This window comes from Salinarchaeum sp. Harcht-Bsk1 (assembly GCF_000403645.1).
Taxonomy (GTDB): Archaea; Halobacteriota; Halobacteria; order Halobacteriales; family Salinarchaeaceae; genus Salinarchaeum.
Genome location: NC_021313.1, coordinates 500,297 through 516,116, shown reverse-complemented (window position 1 = coordinate 516,116; position 15,820 = coordinate 500,297). Strand labels below are relative to the sequence as shown.

The 15,820-nt window shown below is 67.4% G+C and carries 16 protein-coding genes; 6 read left to right on the top strand and 10 right to left on the bottom strand.

Annotated elements, in window-relative coordinates; translation table 11 throughout:
• Positions 1-44: 44 nt before the first annotated feature.
• The 5 genes from L593_RS02470 to L593_RS02450 form a co-directional block, all read right to left on the bottom strand.
• Positions 45-1,319, bottom strand: a complete 1,275-nt coding sequence (locus tag L593_RS02470) for a Xaa-Pro peptidase family protein (RefSeq protein WP_187292634.1) — start codon at positions 1,317-1,319, stop codon at positions 45-47.
• Positions 1,320-1,386: 67 nt separating this feature from the next.
• Positions 1,387-2,346 carry an NAD(P)-dependent oxidoreductase gene (locus tag L593_RS02465; protein WP_020445337.1) on the bottom strand — a complete coding sequence of 320 codons (960 nt, stop codon included), beginning with the start codon at positions 2,344-2,346 and terminating at the stop codon, positions 1,387-1,389.
• A 193-nt stretch (positions 2,347-2,539) separates the two neighbouring features.
• Positions 2,540-4,261: a thiamine pyrophosphate-binding protein gene (locus tag L593_RS02460; RefSeq protein ID WP_020445336.1), complete on the bottom strand. Its 1,722-nt coding sequence runs from the start codon at positions 4,259-4,261 to the stop codon at positions 2,540-2,542.
• Between the two features lie 199 nt (positions 4,262-4,460).
• Entirely contained in the window at positions 4,461-5,957 is a 1,497-nt protein-coding gene (locus tag L593_RS02455; protein ID WP_020445335.1) for a zinc ribbon domain-containing protein, read from the bottom strand.
• Entirely contained in the window at positions 5,954-7,126 is a 1,173-nt protein-coding gene (locus tag L593_RS02450; RefSeq protein ID WP_020445334.1) for a thiolase domain-containing protein, read from the bottom strand. Before L593_RS02450 ends, L593_RS02455 begins: the two co-directional genes overlap by 4 nt.
• A gap of 131 nt (positions 7,127-7,257) precedes the next feature.
• On the opposite strand from L593_RS02450, the gene L593_RS15835 reads away from it, so the two are divergent.
• The 5 genes from L593_RS15835 to L593_RS02425 all read left to right on the top strand — a co-directional run bounded on the left by L593_RS15835 (position 7,258) and on the right by L593_RS02425 (position 12,006).
• On the top strand, positions 7,258-8,418 hold the full coding sequence (locus L593_RS15835) for a collagen-like protein (protein ID WP_020445333.1): 1,161 nt from the start codon (positions 7,258-7,260) through the stop codon (positions 8,416-8,418).
• 242 nt (positions 8,419-8,660) lie between these two features.
• Positions 8,661-9,119: a MaoC/PaaZ C-terminal domain-containing protein gene (locus L593_RS02440; RefSeq protein ID WP_020445332.1), complete on the top strand. Its 459-nt coding sequence runs from the start codon at positions 8,661-8,663 to the stop codon at positions 9,117-9,119.
• Between the two features lie 137 nt (positions 9,120-9,256).
• The gene (locus L593_RS02435; RefSeq protein WP_020445331.1) at positions 9,257-10,708 is read left to right on the top strand and encodes an aldehyde dehydrogenase; all 1,452 of its coding nucleotides are present in this window, start codon (positions 9,257-9,259) and stop codon (positions 10,706-10,708) included.
• A 192-nt stretch (positions 10,709-10,900) separates the two neighbouring features.
• On the top strand, positions 10,901-11,290 hold the full coding sequence (locus tag L593_RS02430) for a helix-turn-helix domain-containing protein (protein ID WP_020445330.1): 390 nt from the start codon (positions 10,901-10,903) through the stop codon (positions 11,288-11,290).
• On the top strand, positions 11,287-12,006 hold the full coding sequence (locus L593_RS02425; RefSeq protein WP_020445329.1) for a DICT sensory domain-containing protein: 720 nt from the start codon (positions 11,287-11,289) through the stop codon (positions 12,004-12,006). Before L593_RS02430 ends, L593_RS02425 begins: the two co-directional genes overlap by 4 nt.
• A 171-nt stretch (positions 12,007-12,177) precedes the next feature.
• On the opposite strand, the gene paaE is transcribed toward L593_RS02425, so the two are convergent.
• The 5 genes from paaE to paaA all read right to left on the bottom strand — a co-directional run bounded on the left by paaE (position 12,178) and on the right by paaA (position 15,061).
• Positions 12,178-12,345, bottom strand: coding sequence for a 1,2-phenylacetyl-CoA epoxidase subunit PaaE (gene paaE, locus L593_RS15830; RefSeq protein ID WP_187292633.1), 168 nt, complete (start codon positions 12,343-12,345; stop codon positions 12,178-12,180).
• A gap of 66 nt (positions 12,346-12,411) precedes the next feature.
• Positions 12,412-12,921, bottom strand: a complete 510-nt coding sequence (paaD, locus tag L593_RS02420; RefSeq protein ID WP_020445327.1) for a 1,2-phenylacetyl-CoA epoxidase subunit PaaD — start codon at positions 12,919-12,921, stop codon at positions 12,412-12,414.
• Complete coding sequence (paaC, locus tag L593_RS02415) at positions 12,911-13,744, bottom strand: 1,2-phenylacetyl-CoA epoxidase subunit PaaC (RefSeq protein ID WP_020445326.1); 834 nt, start codon at positions 13,742-13,744, stop codon at positions 12,911-12,913. The genes paaD and paaC overlap by 11 nt, the downstream gene beginning before the upstream one ends.
• A complete protein-coding gene (gene paaB / locus L593_RS02410) occupies positions 13,744-14,058 on the bottom strand; it encodes a 1,2-phenylacetyl-CoA epoxidase subunit PaaB (RefSeq protein ID WP_020445325.1) in 315 nt (104 codons plus the stop codon). Before paaB ends, paaC begins: the two co-directional genes overlap by 1 nt.
• Before the next feature lie 58 nt (positions 14,059-14,116).
• Positions 14,117-15,061, bottom strand: coding sequence for a 1,2-phenylacetyl-CoA epoxidase subunit PaaA (paaA, locus tag L593_RS02405; RefSeq protein ID WP_020445324.1), 945 nt, complete (start codon positions 15,059-15,061; stop codon positions 14,117-14,119).
• Positions 15,062-15,145: 84 nt separating this feature from the next.
• Here paaA and L593_RS02400 point away from each other — a divergent pair, with 84 nt between their 5' ends.
• On the top strand, positions 15,146-15,811 hold the full coding sequence (locus tag L593_RS02400; RefSeq protein WP_020445323.1) for a helix-turn-helix domain-containing protein: 666 nt from the start codon (positions 15,146-15,148) through the stop codon (positions 15,809-15,811).
• The last annotated feature ends 9 nt before the right edge of the window (positions 15,812-15,820 follow it).

Sequence of the window (15,820 nt, the reverse complement as noted above, 5' to 3'; positions counted from 1 at the left end):
TGGTGTGGCGGCCCTCGAATGGCGAGGGCCTCCCTGCTGGACAGCTACCCGAGGTGATCGATCTGGGTGATCTCCTCGACCGGCCACTGGCTCAGGATCTCGACGCCGTTCTCGCGGACGACGACCATCTCCTCGACGCGGACGCCCTGGCGATCCGCGGGCTGCTGGGTCTCGACGGCCATCGTCATGCCCTCCTCGATCTCGATGGGGTGATCGGGCGAGACGCCGCGCCAGATCAGCGGCGGTTCGTAGAGCTGGAGACCGAGCCCGTGGGCCCAGTGGTTCGTCGTGAGTTGCCAGTGCTCGTCGGCGTCGTACCACCCGGCGTGCTCACCTTCCATGTCGGGGAAGCCCTCGCAAATCTCGTCGGTCGTCGCTCCGGGTTCGATGCGCTCGAGGACGTCGTAGAGGTCGTCGCGAGCGCGTTCGTAGGCCTTCTCCTGGGCGGCCGTCGGTTCGCCCACGCTGAACGTGCGGTAGTAACAGGAGCGATAGCCGAGGTAACCGACGTTGTAGAAGTCGGCGTAGACGAGGTCGCCCGGTCGGATCGCGCGATCGGTGGTGTTGGCCTGGTGCTTCGGCCAGGTGTTGGGCCCGGAGGTCAGGTAGCCGCCCTGGACCATCGCGCCGTGGCGCCAGAGTTCCCGGACCGCGTCGCCCCAGACCTCGGACTCGCGGCGACCGGGCCGGGCGTTCTCGACGATGGCCTGGAAACCGGCCTCGCAGATCGACGCGACCTGCCGGAGACACTCGATCTCGTCGCGGGTCTTCGTCTTCCGAGCGTCGAGCATCGCCTCGCTGGCTGCCTCGGTGTCGACGGTGACGCCTCGATCCTCGAATGCAGCGACCAACCCGGCGTGTGCCACGTCGATCCCCAGCGGATCGTCGGCGACGCCGTACTCGGACATCGCCTCGTGAACCGTCTCGGCCATCTGCTCGCGGAGCCACCGGCGAGCAGTGGCGCTCCCGGAGGCTCTCGGGACGTTGCCGAGGCCAGGACAGGCGTACCGAACGTCGCCCAGCCACGGGCAGTTGAAGCGCTGGTTCGACGCGTGGTCGGCGGTGTCCCAGTGGACGACGTCCCCGTCGGTCGTGAGCAGGGTGTAGTGGTCGGCCCCGCTCCCGCCGGTCATCGCGAGGCCGGTCACGTAGCGGACGTTCGGGTCGTCGATGAGGAGCATCGATTCGAGGTCCGAGTCCCGGAGACGCTCCAGTGCTCGCTCGTATCGCTCCCTGCGGAGTCGCTGGACGTCGATGCGCTCCTCCCAGTCCACGGCCATCGTGCCGCGGGTTCCCTCCATGAAGTTGCGGTCGTACATTGGCATCAGGGGTCAGTGGGTGCAGTATTCGTGTGCCGGGGCGTGCGGTGCGGTGATCCAACCTTCGTCATAGCAACTCCATCCCCGCGTCGGCTCGGAGCGCGTTCGCGTACTGGCGGAACCCTCGCTCCAGGCCGTACTCGACCCGGTAGCCGAGATCTCGCTTCGCGTCCCCGTCGTCGAGGTCCTGGGTCCAGGGGAGTTCGCCCTCGTCGGAGACCGTCAGATCGGCGTCCGGGATGATTTCCCGCATCGTCTCGACGGCCTCCCGGATCGTCGCGAGTTCGCCAGCGACGTTGTAGACCCGTTGGCTCAGTTCCGCGTCCGGGATGAGCGCCGCCTTCCGGAACGCCTGGGCGATGTCGCGGGCGTGCTGCCAGTCGATCGCCTGGTCTCCGTACTCGACCCTGAAGGACTCGCCGAGCGCGGGCTTCTCGACGATGTCGGCGAGGAACGCCGAGCCGCCGGTCTCGCGGTAGGGGCCGTAGGCGACCGTGGGACGAAGCCCCACGAGCGACAGGTCGTACTCTTCGGCGTAGACCCGGGCCTGGTGCTCGTTGTAGCCCTTCGTCGCGCCGTAGAGCGTGTCCGGATAGACGAGGTCCTCCTCGTCGACGGGGAGGTCGTAGCGGTCCGGCGGCGCGTAGATCGCCGCACTCGAGGCCCAGGCGACGCGTTCGACCTGATCGTCGAGCGTCCGCGCGGCCTCGAACACGTTGTTCGTCCCGAGGACGTTCACCTCGGCTGCTGCCCGCGGATCGTCGCGTGCAGCGTTCGTCAGCAGCGCTGCGAGGTGAACGATCCGCGTTGCGCCCGTCTCGCGAACCGCACGAACCACCTCCGTCGGATCAGTGACGTCCCCCTGCCGAATCTCGACGTCTTCTGCAACCCCCAGTTTCGAGAGGATCCAGTCGTCGGTCGAGAGGTCGAACGCGACGACGTCCTGGTTCGACTCGACGAGGTCCTCGGCGACGTAGGAGCCGAGAAAGCCCGTTCCGCCGGTGACCAGCACAGTGTGGCTCGCCATGTGCCGAGTACTCGTCCACGAGACCCAATAATGCTACCGTGGCGCACACTGGGCAGCGATGGACAGGTTCGTCCGATCGGTCCGTCGGCGCGGGCATCGGATCGATCCGCCGGCGCGGGCATCCGATCGCTCCGTCGGGGGTCGTCCGGGGCCTCCGCCGGCACGCTGACGGGCGAACCCGCCGCGGCGACCCTCACTCGTGGAGTCCACCGACGCTCTCGTAGAACGACGAGCGCAGCGACGCTGCCATGTCCGCCTCGCGATCGATCCCGACGTCGAGCACGCACGGTTCCTCGGCGGCCTTGCCCTCCGCGAGCGCGTCGCCGAGGGACTCGGGGTCGACGACGCGCCGCCCCGTCGCGCCGAACGCCTCCGCGGCCGCCACGAAGTCCGTGTCGCCGAACTCGACGCCCGCGATCTCGCCGTCGCCCTGCATCTGGCGGACCATCCCGAGGCTGGTGTCGTTCAGGACGACGAACAGCACGGGCACCTCGTACTGGACGGCGGTCTCGACCGCGGTGAGGCTCATGCCGAAGCCACCGTCGCCGGCGACGGCGATCACGTCCCTGTCGGTCGCCAGTCCGGCCGCGATCGCCGCGGGCGCCGACCAGCCCATGCCGCCGACGCCGCCGCTGCCGTAGTAGGTGCCGGTGGCGGGAGCCTGGAGGTAGTTGAGCAGCCAGAAGCGGTTGTTCCCGGAGTCGGCGAGGACGATCGTCTCCTCGTCGACGACGCCGTCGATCTCCGCGATAGCTCGCTGTGGAGCGATCGGGGTGGCGTCCGAATCGCACTCGGGGACGCTGAAGGATTCGCGGGCCGCCGCCGCTCGCTCCCGTGCCCAGGAACTCGAATCCGCCGTCGGTTGGTCGGCCGACCGCTCCGCCAGGGCGTCCGCGAGATCCGCGAGCGTCGACGCCGCGTCGCCGATCAGGCCGACGTCCGCCGGGTACACCCAGCCGGCGTTCCGACTGTCGACGTCGGCGTGGAGGATCGTCTGCTCGTCCGGCCGAACGAACTCGGGGGCCTGCCAGTTCGTGTCCATCGGGTTCAATCGCGATCCGACCACGAGCAGGACGTCGGCCTCGCTGACGACCTGGTTCGCGCCCTCGTGGCCGAAGGAGCCGATGACGCCAGCCGCGAGGTCGTGAGTCTCCGGGATCGTCGACTTGCCGAGGTAGCTCGTGGTCACCACGGCACCGGCGGCCTCGGCGACAGTCTGGAGTTCCTCGTAAGCGTCGGCGGCGTGGACGCCGTTGCCAGCGACGATCACCGGCCGTTCGGCTGCCGACAGCGCCGCTGCCGCCGCCTCGACGTCGGTTGCCTCAGGTCGACTCGTCCAGTTCTGGACCTGCTCCTCGGCGTCCCAGACCGGTGGGATCGGATCCCCGGGGACCTCCGCGGTCACGGCGTCGCCGTCGAGTATCACCGCCGTCGGCCCGGGTCGACCCGCAGTCGCGTGCTTGACCGCTAGCTGGAGCGTCCTGATCGTCTCCGTCGGCGATCGGGGGAACCAGTGCTCCTTGGTGTACGCAGAGAGCGCCGTCGGGAGGTCGATCCCGCCGTAGTCACCGCGAGCCTGTTGGTAGGGCGCGAGCGTGGAGTACTCGCCGCGCTCGCTGGCTTCGGTGAGGACGACCATCGGCGACGAGCCCAGGTACCCCTCCATCTGCCCCATCGCGCCGATGCTCCCGATCCAGGGCCCCTGCCCGGTCAACACTCCGGGGTCACCGGCGATCCGGCCGTAGGCCTCCGCCATTACGCTGGCCTCGCGCTCGTCACGCGGGCGAACCAGCGTCAGCTCCGAGTCGGGCACGTGTTCGAGGAGTTCGATGACGCGGCCGCCGGGGAAACCAAAGAGGTACTCGACCCCGATCGCCTCCAGATCGTCGACGAGCCGCTCGGCAGTGGTCGGCATCTCAGCGACCACCCGAACCAGGTTCGCGGTGGTCGTAGCCAGCATCGATAATCGGAGGCGCCGAGCGGGCGTCGGGCACTGCACCGTGCATGCACGGCCCGTCGATGCCTGTGCGCAAAAACGTTGGTCGCTACCGGACAACACGGTCGGTACATCGGTGGACGCGATTCCGCCTCCGTGTACGGATCTGGGTCGTCACTCAGTCGACCAGCCGGGCTTTCTGACCGTACCGAATCACGCCCTCCTGCTCGTAGATCCGCCGGATCGTCGTCTCGACCGGCGAGCCGACCGTCACCTCGCGATCCTCCGGGGATAGGACCTGCATCGGGGCGCTGACGGACCGATCGTCGTCTTCGTCTGGGCCGTCGATTGCGACGATCGCGCTGACGTAGGGCCCACTCCGATGTTGCTGGTCGAGGAACTCCGGGGGTGCACCACCCTGTCCGATGGTCGTGGTGGCCTCGACGCGGCCGGTCCCGGGGAGTTCCACTCGCTCGTAGCTCTCGGCTCGCTCCCCACACTCTGCACAGGCACCGTCGGGTGGGAAGACGAGCGAACTGCAGTTCGGACAGTCCCCCGCAACCAGCCGGTGCCGTTGCGGGATCGTTCGCTGCCACGAGGGCACGCTGACGTACGCTCCGCCACCGTCGGGCTCGCCACTCGAGAGGACGCCGCGACGCCTGAGATACTCGGGATACGTCAACTCGCCGCTCGCGTCCAGCGCCGATTCGACTGGAACCGAGCCGATCCCGTCGAGCACGAGCAGATTCGCCCCAGCCCCGCTGCCCCACGTGGCGAGCAGCACCCGATCTCCACCGTCCTCGGCTGCGCTTGCGAGGCCCAGGAACGCGCTCGCCGCACCGGTATCGCCGAGGGCGGACACCGTCTCGACTGCGGCGATCGTTTCGGCGTCCACGCCGAGCGCGTCTGTCGCCCGGTAGGGAAGCTTGCCGTTGGGGGCCTGGACTGCGGCTACGTCGAACGACGAGGGGTCCACGTCGATCCTCGCTGCCGCGCTTTCGAGGACGTCCGTGAACGTGGCTCGGTCGTATCCGCCGATTCCGAGAGCTTCCGTCTCGTCCTCGCCCCTGCCTCTAAATCTCGTCCCGGGATAGGGATCGACGTGCGACGCGCGCTCGACGACGTCGCCTGCCCCGTCCAAATCGAGGACGAGCGCCACGGCACCGGCGCCAGCAGCGTGCTCGATCGCACTATCGGGTGCGCCGTTGGGACAGTCGCTCGCGATTACGATTCCGACGCCGTCGCTCCACGGTCCTGCCTCGACGGCTGCGTCGAGTGCTTGCCCGCCGGCGCGTGTGCTCCCGGTGAACGTCCTGGTACTGACCTCGCCAGGTGCACCGAGGAAACTCGCGAGTCGTGCCGTGAGGTCCTCCTCCGACATCGGCGGGGTGGTCGTCGCGAAAGCGAGGTGGACGACGTCGTCGCCGTCGGCGTCCGCAGCGTCGAGCGCTCGTCGCGCCGCTTCGTACGCCATCGTGAGCGCGTCCTCGTCGGCCTCCGGCACCGCCTTCTCGTCGATGCCAGGTGCCTGGAATCGTCCGAGCGCGGATTCGATCTCGTCGGCGTCGATCCGGAGTGGAGGCGCGTAGGCACCGACGGCGGCGATCGATGGAAGTGCATCGGCCCGGCCCGGCTGGTCCGCTGGATCGGTCCGTCCCCCCGATCCGTCGCTCATGCTGCCCCCTCCCGTTCGAGCACGTGGACGACGGCTGCGCCACCGCTTCCGCCGACGTTGTGCGCGAGCCCGATCTCGGCGTCCTCGACCTGTCGATCGCCGGCCTCGCCGGTTAGCTGGTGGTAGCACTCGCCGAGTTGCCCCGCGCCGGTCGCACCGATCGGGTGGCCCTTGGACTTCAGCCCGCCAGAGGTGTTCACAGGGATCGCGCCGTCCGGATCGGTGGTTCCCTCCTCGAGGAGCGTGTGCGCTTCGCCGCGATCGCAGAGGCCCAGGTCCTCGTAGGCGAGCAGTTCGGCGATCGAGAAGCAGTCGTGGACCTCTGCGACGTCGAGGTCGTCCGGTTCGATGCCCGCGGCCTCGTACGCTCGATTCGCGGCCAGTTCGCTCGCCGGAATGCCGGTGTAGGTGTCGCGCTGGAACAGTCCGACCCGGTCGCTGGCGGCACCGACACCTGCGATCCGGACCGGGTCGGCGGTGTACTCCTCGACGACGTCCTCGCTGGCGACGAGCACCGCGGCCGCGCCGTCCGAGGTCGGACAGCAGTGATAAAGCGTCAGCGGTTCAGCGACGGTCGGTGCGCCGGTGGCATCCTCGAGCGAGCACTCGAAGCCGAGGTGGGCGTGGGGGTTCTTCGCGCCGTTGGCGTGGTTCTTGACCGCGACCATCGAGAGGTGCTCCGCGGTGGCGTCGTACCGATCGAGGTACGCGCTGGCCATCTGGGCGTAGACGCCGGCGAAGGTCGTCCCAGTCAGGCGCTCCCACTCGGTCTCGCCGCTGACGCCGAGCCAGTAGTTGGTCACGTCGTCGCTGAGGTCGGTCATCACCTCGACGCCGCCAGCGAGGACGACGTCGGCCATCCCGCTCTGGACCGCCTGAACGGCCTGCCGGACGGCATAGCCGGAGGCGGCGCAGGCGTTCTCGATCCGGGAGCAGGGGACGCCGTGGAGGCCGAGGTGTTCGGTGATTGCGGGACCGGCGAGGCCGAGTTGGCGGCCGCCGACGCCGAGCGCCCCAATCACGGCCTCGTCGATCGATCGCGGGTCGAGACCGCCTGGAACGCTGTCGATCGCCCGGTCGAACGCGGTCGCGAACAGCGAGCGATAGCTCTCGCTGGGCATCGACCCGAAGGCCGTCTGCCCGGCACCGACGAGATAGGCATCGCGCATACCGATCGTTCACGGACGACTGGGATAGATGTTGGCGTCGCGTAGCCCTTGCGTACTCCGCGGTCGACCGTCGACCGACGGGGGCTGAAAGCACTGGGTAACAATCTATCCGGGTATCGAGCATCGACGCGATGACCAGTCGACACGAGTTCGCGGCACCGACGCGACGAACGCTCCTCACGGCGATCGGCACCGGGATCGGCGCCGGCGTGATCGGCACCAGCGCGACCGGCGACGAGCACCAGGAGACGAACTACGCGCTCGTCCAGGGCGACGACTGCGTGCCGATCCAGCCGGTCGTGGGTGACAGGCCGGTCCGCTCGCGCTACGAGTACCGCCTCCCCGAACGCTACGTCTCCGAGGAGAACGGCGCCGTCCCGGGAGAGACCGGGCTCTACTCCTCCGAGGGAACCACGGATTTGCAGGAAGCGAAGACGAGTATCGCCTTCCTGTACCGCGGTCCGGAGGGACTGAGCCTCGTCCTCGTCCACGGCAGCGCGACGGAACCCGACGGCGGCTCCGTGACCTTCCGCTTCGCCGGCCTCCCGGAGGACGGCGAGTGGCTGGTCAAGGACGACCTGTATCGCGATCCGGCGACCGGCGAGATCGCCGCGCAGAACTACGACCACTGGAACGTGAGCGGCACCGAACACCGTATCGACTGGACCTGGGGTAGCTCGGGGACGGACGGCGGTGCCTTCGGCAACCTCGGCGACGAATTCGATCTCGCGATCGCGCCGGCGTTCAACGAAGCGGCCGCGCTCTACGGCGAGCACTACGAGGGAACGGTCACTGCCTGGGAGTTCTGCTCCGGCAGCGACGGCGGGGACCGAATCGCGCTCGACATGGACGAGCCGATTCGCATCACCACCGCTCGCTGTGGCTCCGAGGACGATTCGGATCGCGACGCGTCCGACCATCGCGGGAACAGAGGGCCTCCCGATCACGCTGGGGAAGAGGGCCCACCTGACCACGCTGGGGAAGAGGGCCCACCCGACCACGCCGAGGAGGAGGGCCCACCCGACCACGCCGGGGAAGAGGGTCCACCTGACCACGCTGGGGAAGAGGGTCCACCCGAGCATGCCGAAGAAGGTGGGTCGGACGACCGTAATCGAGGACGAGACCGGCCGGGTCATTCTGAAGAAGACGACGAAGAAGACGATGATGAGGTGGAAGAAGAGGAAGAAGAGGAAGAAGAGGAAGAAGAGGAAGAGGAGGAAGAAGAGGAAGAAGAGGAAGAAGAGGAAGAAGAGGAAGAGGAGGAAGAGGAGGAAGAGGAGGACGAAGAATAGTAGCGGAGAACGGTCCAACCGATTGCGGTCGAGAGCAGGGTCGTGGACACCTGGGTGGGTGTGACGTTTCGAAGCGACCCTGACAGAATGCGACGGCTCGCCGCCGTGCCCCACTATGCGTCCCGCTCGACGGTGGTGGCGTCGAGGCCTGGGCGCCAGCGCCCAGATCTGCTGTCCGATGGCCACAGACGCCCGCTATCGTCGGGCGAACCTATTTTTCGTGCGCTCGTGATGATGCGGGTATGCCCTACAGCTACGAGCCACACCACTTCGAGGACTTCGAGACGGGCCAGACGTTCGAGAGCGTGGGCCGGACGGTCACGGAGACGGACTTCGTGAACCACTCCGCGCTCACTGGGGACTGGACCGAACTCCACACGAACGCCGAGTACGCCGAGGACAACGTCTTCGGCGAGCGCATCGCGCACGGGCCGCTCACGTTCGTCCTCACGACGGGGTTCGTGTATCGGACGGGGATCGTCGAGCGGACCGCGCTCGCGTTCCTCGGGATGAACTACATGGACATCCCCGAACCCGTCCACATCGGCGACACGATTTCGGCCGACTTCGAGGTCACGAAGACGAAGGAGGTCGGCCGCGACGACGCGGGCCTCGTCGTCCTCGATTCGGTCGTGCGGAATCAGGAGGACACCGTCGTCTTCGAGGGCGACATGAAGTTCCTGATCAAGAAGCGCGAGTAGCGCGTCGACGACCGGAGCGATCGCGACGCAGGATCGACGATTGCCCATCGCTGTCGGTCCGACCCCACGTTCGGTCGTCGCTGTCCAGTCTATTCATATAAAACATTAAGAAATCGGAGAGCGTCGTTTCGTCCGTCATGGAGTACACCGGTCCGACCGAGTGTTACGTCGGCGGCGAGTGGACGACGTCGAGCGACGGCGAGACGATCGAGACGGAGGATCCGGCGACCGAGGAGCCGTACGCGACGGTACAGCGAGCGGGTCCCGACGACGTGGACGCGGCGGTCGAGGCAGCGCGGTCCGCCGTCGAGCGGGGCTCGGCCTGGCGGACGATGGCGCCCGAGGAACGCCGCGAGCGACTCCACGCGATGGCGGACGCCATCGAGGACTTCGAGGACGAACTCACGATGGTCGAGTCCCACGACAACGGCAAGACGCCGTTCGAGGCCGGGATGGAGATCGGGATGGTCGTGGACACCTTCCGGTACTACGCCGGCTGGACGGACAAGCTTGAGGGCAGCGAGATTCCCGTCGAGGCCGGCCGGCTGAACTACACCCGTCGGGAGCCAGTCGGCGTCACGGCGCACGTCTCGCCCTGGAACTATCCGTTCCAGCTCGCCGGCCGCTCGATCGCGCCGGCGCTCGCCTGCGGGAACAGCGTGGTACTCAAGCCCTCGGAACTGACGCCGCTGTCTGCCCTGTACTACGCAAAGGCGGCCGAGGCAGCGGACCTCCCCGACGGCGTCCTGAACGTGATTCCCGGCTACGGCCACGACGCCGGCAGCGCGCTCACAAGCCACGAGGACGTCGACCACGTCACCTTCACCGGCGGCACCGACACCGGCCGGTCGATCCAGCGCGACGCCGCCGAGCACGTCACCGACGTCACCCTCGAACTCGGCGGCAAGGGCCCCGCGCTCGTCTTCCCCGACGCCGATCTCGACGCGGCGACGACCGGCATCCAGTACGGCATCTTCATGAACGCCGGCCAGATGTGCTGGGCGAACTCCCGCGTGCTCGCCCACGAGGACGTCTACGAGGAAGTCGTCGAGCGGATGGTCGGCATCGCCGAGAGCATCCCCATCGGCGGCGGCATCGACGACGACGGGCGGATGGGTCCGCTCGTCAGCGAGCAGCGCCAGTCCGCGGTCCTCGAGTACGTCGAGGAGGCGCAAGCGGAGGGCGCGACGGTCGCCGCGGGCGGTGGCGTCCCCGAGTCCAAGGACGCGGGCCACTACGTCGAACCGACGGTCCTCACGGACGTGACCAACGACATGACCGTCGCTCGCGAGGAGGTGTTCGGCCCCGTCCTCTCCGTCATCGAGGTGGCCGACGAGGACGAGGCCCTCGCGGTTGCGAACGACTCGCCGTACGGTCTGACCGCCTGCCTCTGGACGAACGACCTGACCAGGGCCCACACGCTCGCCGATAGGCTCGACTACGGCATGGTCATGGTCAACGAGACGCCGAACACGTGGCCCCAGACGCCCTTCGGCGGCACCAAGCAGAGCGGCCACGGCCGCCAGCAAGGTCGGGAGGCGATCGACGCCTACACCGAGGTGAAGAACGTCCACGTCAAACTGGAGTAGCCCGATCCGGCGTGAGCGGTTTGCTGGGAGTTCTGCGGTGTAAGCGTCGCGCAGTCAGCACCGTCCGACATCGTTCGATCGGCCTCCGTCCCGGGCCCCGACAATTCCGCCGCTTCTGTCTCGCTACGACGTACGTCCCAGATGGGGCTGGCCAACGGAACGTTTATTGAGCCGTGTTGTTAATTATAGATCATGCGGGACGACGAACGAGCGTCAGCACTCGGCGACCTGGAGATGGGGTCGTCCAGTTCGTCGCGAATCTCGGACGACCGCATCTTTCGCGCCCTCGCTTCGAAGCAACGACGCCGCCTTCTTTCGTATCTCCTCGACGGGGAAGTCCGGACTGTCGAGGAACTCGCTACTGCACTTACTGGGTGGCAAGCGTCCGAAAGTGGCTCGATGCAAACGGCGGCGGACCGTGAGCAGGTCCGCATCGAACTTTTCCACTCCCACCTGCCCCTCCTCGACGAGGTCGGATTGATCGCCTACGACAGGGATCGTGACGTCGTTCGCATCGAATCCCTCGATCCGGTGGTCGAGGAGTTACTAGCCGGGAGATTCAGCACTGAATCGCCACAGTGACGACACTCGATTCGTTGCTGGAGCGGGTTCGAGACCGACACCACCACTTCACCGTGTATCGCGGGGACGAAGAGACAGACCTCCCGGACCGGTTCGCCACCCACGCAGTCAACGTCGACGTCGAACGACTCCCCTCGGGTGGTCCGGGTCCGTTCGTCGTCATCGAGGCCGACGGTGAGTTCGTCGGGGCGATCGGGGAGCGAGAACTGGACTGGTTGCTCGAGCCACCGATCGCGCGACCCGGTGAGTCACCTGGCGTATCGGAGGGGTATCGCGTGCTGTTCGACGTCCTCGACGAGACCGTCTTTCGGGCGCTATCGCGGCGACAGTTGCTCGCCGTCAGTCGGGAGATCGAAGACCGTGCGTATCGCGTCGGGATCGGCACGCTCGCTGTGGGGTTTCAAACGCTCTCGAACTTCGAATCACAGGCCGACCTGTACCGCGAACTCGCGACCGCGACGGCCCTCGACGTCCACGTCTTCGGTGCTCCTGACTGGGCGCCTCCCGACATCCCGGGGATAACGTACCATCGGAACAGCGGGCAAGCCCAGGAGCGCCACTGGGTGCTCGGGTTCGAAGGCGGCCTCGACCAGCTACAAGCCTGTGGACTCGTCGCTCAAGAACAGACGGACTACTACGAAGGGTTCTGGACCGACGACGAGGGGCTGGTCGACGAGATCCTGACCGCCCTCGGCGTTCACGGAACGCCGACGTGACGGTCTGTCAGGATCTCGGCAGGTGGACCCTCGTCCTTCGCTCGAGATTCACTGTTGCTTCGTCTGTCCTTTGCTCGAGTTCACTATTCCGCCGCGCACTTCGCTCGGCTTCCTGCTATGTGTCGCTCGCCGTTCGACCCAATCCGATCGGACGTCGAGTGAGAACGATCGTTACGAAAACCGCTCGAACGGCTGCTCACAGTCGTGACAGAAGTGCATCGAGCGACACAGCGAGGGGCCCTTCGGGTGCTCGCGTTCGGTGTCCCTGGAGCCACAGTAGGGACACGTCGCGGCTTCCTCGTCCTCGGTCGTGTCCACGCTGGGGTCTAGATCGCGCACCGTCAGCGCACCTCGGTTCCAGGCAGGTTATTCGGCATGGTCAGTTGTTCGATCTCCCCGGCACGATCAGATGCTCAATCCGAACTCCCGGAGGGCGTCCTTCCCCTGCTCGGTCACCAGTTCGACCTCCCACGGTGGCGACCAGACGAGTTCCACGGTTGCGTCCTCGATGCCGTCGACGGATGCGACGGCCCGTTCGACGTCGTCGAGGAGCATGTCCCGCGCCGGGCAGCCGGTGTAGGTGAGCGTCATTCGAGCCGCCGCCGTTCCTGCTTCCTCGTCGACCTCGAGGTCGTACACGAGCCCGAGGTCGACGATGCTGATCGGCATCTCGGGATCTTCGACGCCGTAGAGGGCGTCCCAGACCCGTCGTTCGAGCCCATCAGCGCCGTGGCCGGTGGCCGGCACCTCGCCGTCGACGGACTCTCTGTGGACGCGCTCGCCGTCCGCCGCGTCGGGACGGGCACGGTCGCCAGCGGTGTCGTAGTCGGTGTGGTGGCAGGCGGTCGCGTCGGCGTCCGCTTCCGGGCGGTCGAACCCCGGATCGTCGTCCCCGCGCTCGGTGTCACTGTGCATCGTCGGGCTCCATGATCGTGGTCGCCGAGTCGCGTCCGAGGTCGTGGTAGGTCTCGACCATCTCCGCGTGGAGGGGTTCCCAGTGCTCGGTGTGCTCGCCGTCCCGACCAGCCGGATCGGCTGGCTCGGCCGCGGGAACCTCGATGCCGAGGCCCTCCAGCGTCCCGCCGACGCGGGTGAGCCACTCCTCGCGCATCTCGTCGAGCGAGCGATCCCGGATGCCGAGTTCGTCGATCGCCGTCTCGACGTCGCCGACCGGCTCGAAGAGCGTCAACGCGTGCGGAAAGAGGCGATCGACGGCCGCCTGCAGCCGCCCGTGGCCGTCCTCGACGCCTGCAAGCCGTTCGAGCCAGCTGTGGGCGTGGTCGAGGTGGTAGTCCTCTTCCTGGAGGACCTTCTCGACGCGGTCGCGGATCGCCGGGACCGACGACTCCTGGATCGCGTGGAGTCGCACGTCCTCCGCGACGTCGTACAGGAAGCTCCGGACGATCGCGTCCGCCCAGTCGCCCTCGGGGAAGGGTAGCTCCGCGAGCGTGCTGTGCCGGAAGTCGCCGGCGTCGCGCTCGTAGATCAGGTCTGGCTCGTCGTACTCGAAACGCTGGAGGAGCTGGTACCAGAGCCGTGCGTGCCCCAGTTCGTCCTGTGCGATGTTCGCCAGCGCGATGTCGGATTCGAGCGTGGGCGAGCGGACCTGCCACTCGGTGTAGCGCTCGGCGAGCACGAGTTCGTCGTCGGCGAGCCGGAAGAGGAGTGCCTCGACCGCCTCGCGCTCGCGATCGGCGAGGTCGTCGAGGTGCAGTTGTGGGGATGCGGCTTCGGCCATCAGAGCCCACCCCGCTGTCGTTCGGCCTCGGTCTGTTCGCGCTCGGAGTCCGCGACCTCCTCGGCCGCCGGTTCGACGTTGTAGCTCTGGGCGAACCGGTAGGCCTTGTCGGTGGATCCGCCGAACACGGCGTCGTCGGTGTCGACCTCGGCGATCTCTGGCTTCGGCACGACCCAGAGGCTGTTCGTCGGCTTGCGACGGCCGTGCTGGATCTCGGCGAACAACAGTGCCATCTCGCGATCCGGCGCGTGGACGTTGCCGCAGTGGGTGTGGTAGTCGCCGGCGGCCTGCTGGCGGAAGACCTCCCAGATCATCGGTGGTCACCCTCGATTCGGTTCGCCGCGGACCGTGCTGTAGTTGCTCGGATCATGATCAGTCGGCCGCTGCGGGCGCCCCGTCGGCCATCGCTGCTCGTTCGGTCTCCTCGAGGGCACCACGGACCCACTCGACGGCTTCCTGGGTGTCGTGGCGCTTCCCGATCTGTACCTCGCTCCCGCCGTACTGGTTCTTCGAGACCTCGAAGAACTCGTCCCAGTCGAGGTCGTCCTCCGTGACCTCGAACGTCCCGTCGTCGCGCTCGCGGATCCGCGGCTCGTCGGGAATCTCGAGGCCGTACTTGCGGGCCTTCGGGAGGTAGGCGTTCAGGAAGGCGTTGCGGAGGTCGTCGTTGGACTGGAACTTGAGGCCGACCTCCGAGGCGAAGTCGTGGTGGGTCGACTTCTCGTCCGTCGGCCCGAAGAACTGCAGGATGCGCGGCCACCACTCCTCGAAGGCCTCCTGCGTGCGCCGTTGCTCCGCGCGCGAACCGTTCATCAGTTCGGCGAGGATCGACTCGCCGTGCTTGACGTGGAACCCCTCCTCGAAGCAGACCTTGTCCATGGCGTGGGCGTAGGGCTCCCAGCTAGATCGCTTGAGTGTCGCCTGCCGGCGCATCGCGGCGCCGTCGACGAAGAAGGCGATCATCGGCGTCTCGACCCAGTCGGTCATCGGGTAGTGGAAGCAGTTGAGGAACTTGCCCTCGCCGTTGGCGAGTTCCTCGAGCATCTCCTCGCGGGTCTTGACGCCGAGGGATTCGGCGGCGCGGTAGAGCAACTGGCCGTGGCCGATCTCGTCTTGGACCTTCGCGCTGAAGGCCATCTTGCGCTCGAGACTCGGCGCCTTGCGGATGAACGGCCGCTCGAGGTAGGCGCCCATGATCTCGCTGTTCGCGTGGAACTGGAGCATCCGGGTGGCCGCCTTCCGGTACTCCTCGGGCATGTCGTCGGATGGCCCGAACGCTCGGGGGCCTGCCCGCTCTTTCACGGTCTCGATATCCATACGGATTATTAGTGCACAATCGGCCTTACTGGTTCGCCAGTCTATAGGCTGCATTTAAATACTCTGGGAACCATCGTTCGTTCCATGATCGACGAGTGTCTCGGCGTGGAAGTCCGCATCGAGGGCGACGGCTGCCCGCTCGCCGACGCGACCCGCGCGACGGGCGCGTCCGTCGATGCTCGCCCGCCACTGCTCAGGGCGGACGGGAACGCGCTCTTGCGGTTCAGCGGGCCCGCCCGCGACGACCTCGCGGACGCCCTCGACGCCGACGATCGCATTCGCTACCTCTACCGCTCCAGAACCGACGACCGCCACACCTTCCGCTGTCTCTCGACGCGACCCTGCGTCGTCCACGACCTGATCAGCGCTGGCTTCCTCGTCGACTCCCTCGCGTACGGCCCCGAGCGCACGGCCGTCACTGGCGCCGTCGTCGGCCAGGACGTCCTCCAGGGCGTCATGGAGACCGCCGGGGAGACCGTCGGCGTCGAACTCGAACGCGTCTACCCACTGGGCCCCGAGGACGACGCTCCCGTCGCGCGCCGGTGGGATCTCACGCCCGCACAGGCGGAGAGTCTCCGCACCGCGACGGCGATGGGCTACTTCACCGTCCCTCGGCGAACGACGGCGAGCGAGGTCGCCGACGCGATGGGGATCAGCAAGACCGCCTTCCTGGAGCGACTTCACCGGGCCCAGCACGCGCTCTGCTCGCAGGCGTTCGACGTCGACGCACCACCAGCATCTGGCGACTGACCAGTGGAC

Coding starts and splice junctions, on each gene's coding strand:
- L593_RS02470 (WP_187292634.1), bottom strand. CDS start 1,319: ATGTACGACCGCAACTTCATGGAGGGAACCCGCGGCACGATGGCCGTG.
- L593_RS02465 (WP_020445337.1), bottom strand. CDS start 2,346: ATGGCGAGCCACACTGTGCTGGTCACCGGCGGAACGGGCTTTCTCGGC.
- L593_RS02460 (WP_020445336.1), bottom strand. CDS start 4,261: ATGCCGACCACTGCCGAGCGGCTCGTCGACGATCTGGAGGCGATCGGG.
- L593_RS02455 (WP_020445335.1), bottom strand. CDS start 5,957: ATGAGCGACGGATCGGGGGGACGGACCGATCCAGCGGACCAGCCGGGC.
- L593_RS02450 (WP_020445334.1), bottom strand. CDS start 7,126: ATGCGCGATGCCTATCTCGTCGGTGCCGGGCAGACGGCCTTCGGGTCG.
- L593_RS15835 (WP_020445333.1), top strand. CDS start 7,258: ATGACCAGTCGACACGAGTTCGCGGCACCGACGCGACGAACGCTCCTC.
- L593_RS02440 (WP_020445332.1), top strand. CDS start 8,661: ATGCCCTACAGCTACGAGCCACACCACTTCGAGGACTTCGAGACGGGC.
- L593_RS02435 (WP_020445331.1), top strand. CDS start 9,257: ATGGAGTACACCGGTCCGACCGAGTGTTACGTCGGCGGCGAGTGGACG.
- L593_RS02430 (WP_020445330.1), top strand. CDS start 10,901: ATGCGGGACGACGAACGAGCGTCAGCACTCGGCGACCTGGAGATGGGG.
- paaD (WP_020445327.1), bottom strand. CDS start 12,921: ATGCACAGTGACACCGAGCGCGGGGACGACGATCCGGGGTTCGACCGC.
- paaC (WP_020445326.1), bottom strand. CDS start 13,744: ATGGCCGAAGCCGCATCCCCACAACTGCACCTCGACGACCTCGCCGAT.
- paaB (WP_020445325.1), bottom strand. CDS start 14,058: ATGATCTGGGAGGTCTTCCGCCAGCAGGCCGCCGGCGACTACCACACC.
- paaA (WP_020445324.1), bottom strand. CDS start 15,061: ATGGATATCGAGACCGTGAAAGAGCGGGCAGGCCCCCGAGCGTTCGGG.
- L593_RS02400 (WP_020445323.1), top strand. CDS start 15,146: ATGATCGACGAGTGTCTCGGCGTGGAAGTCCGCATCGAGGGCGACGGC.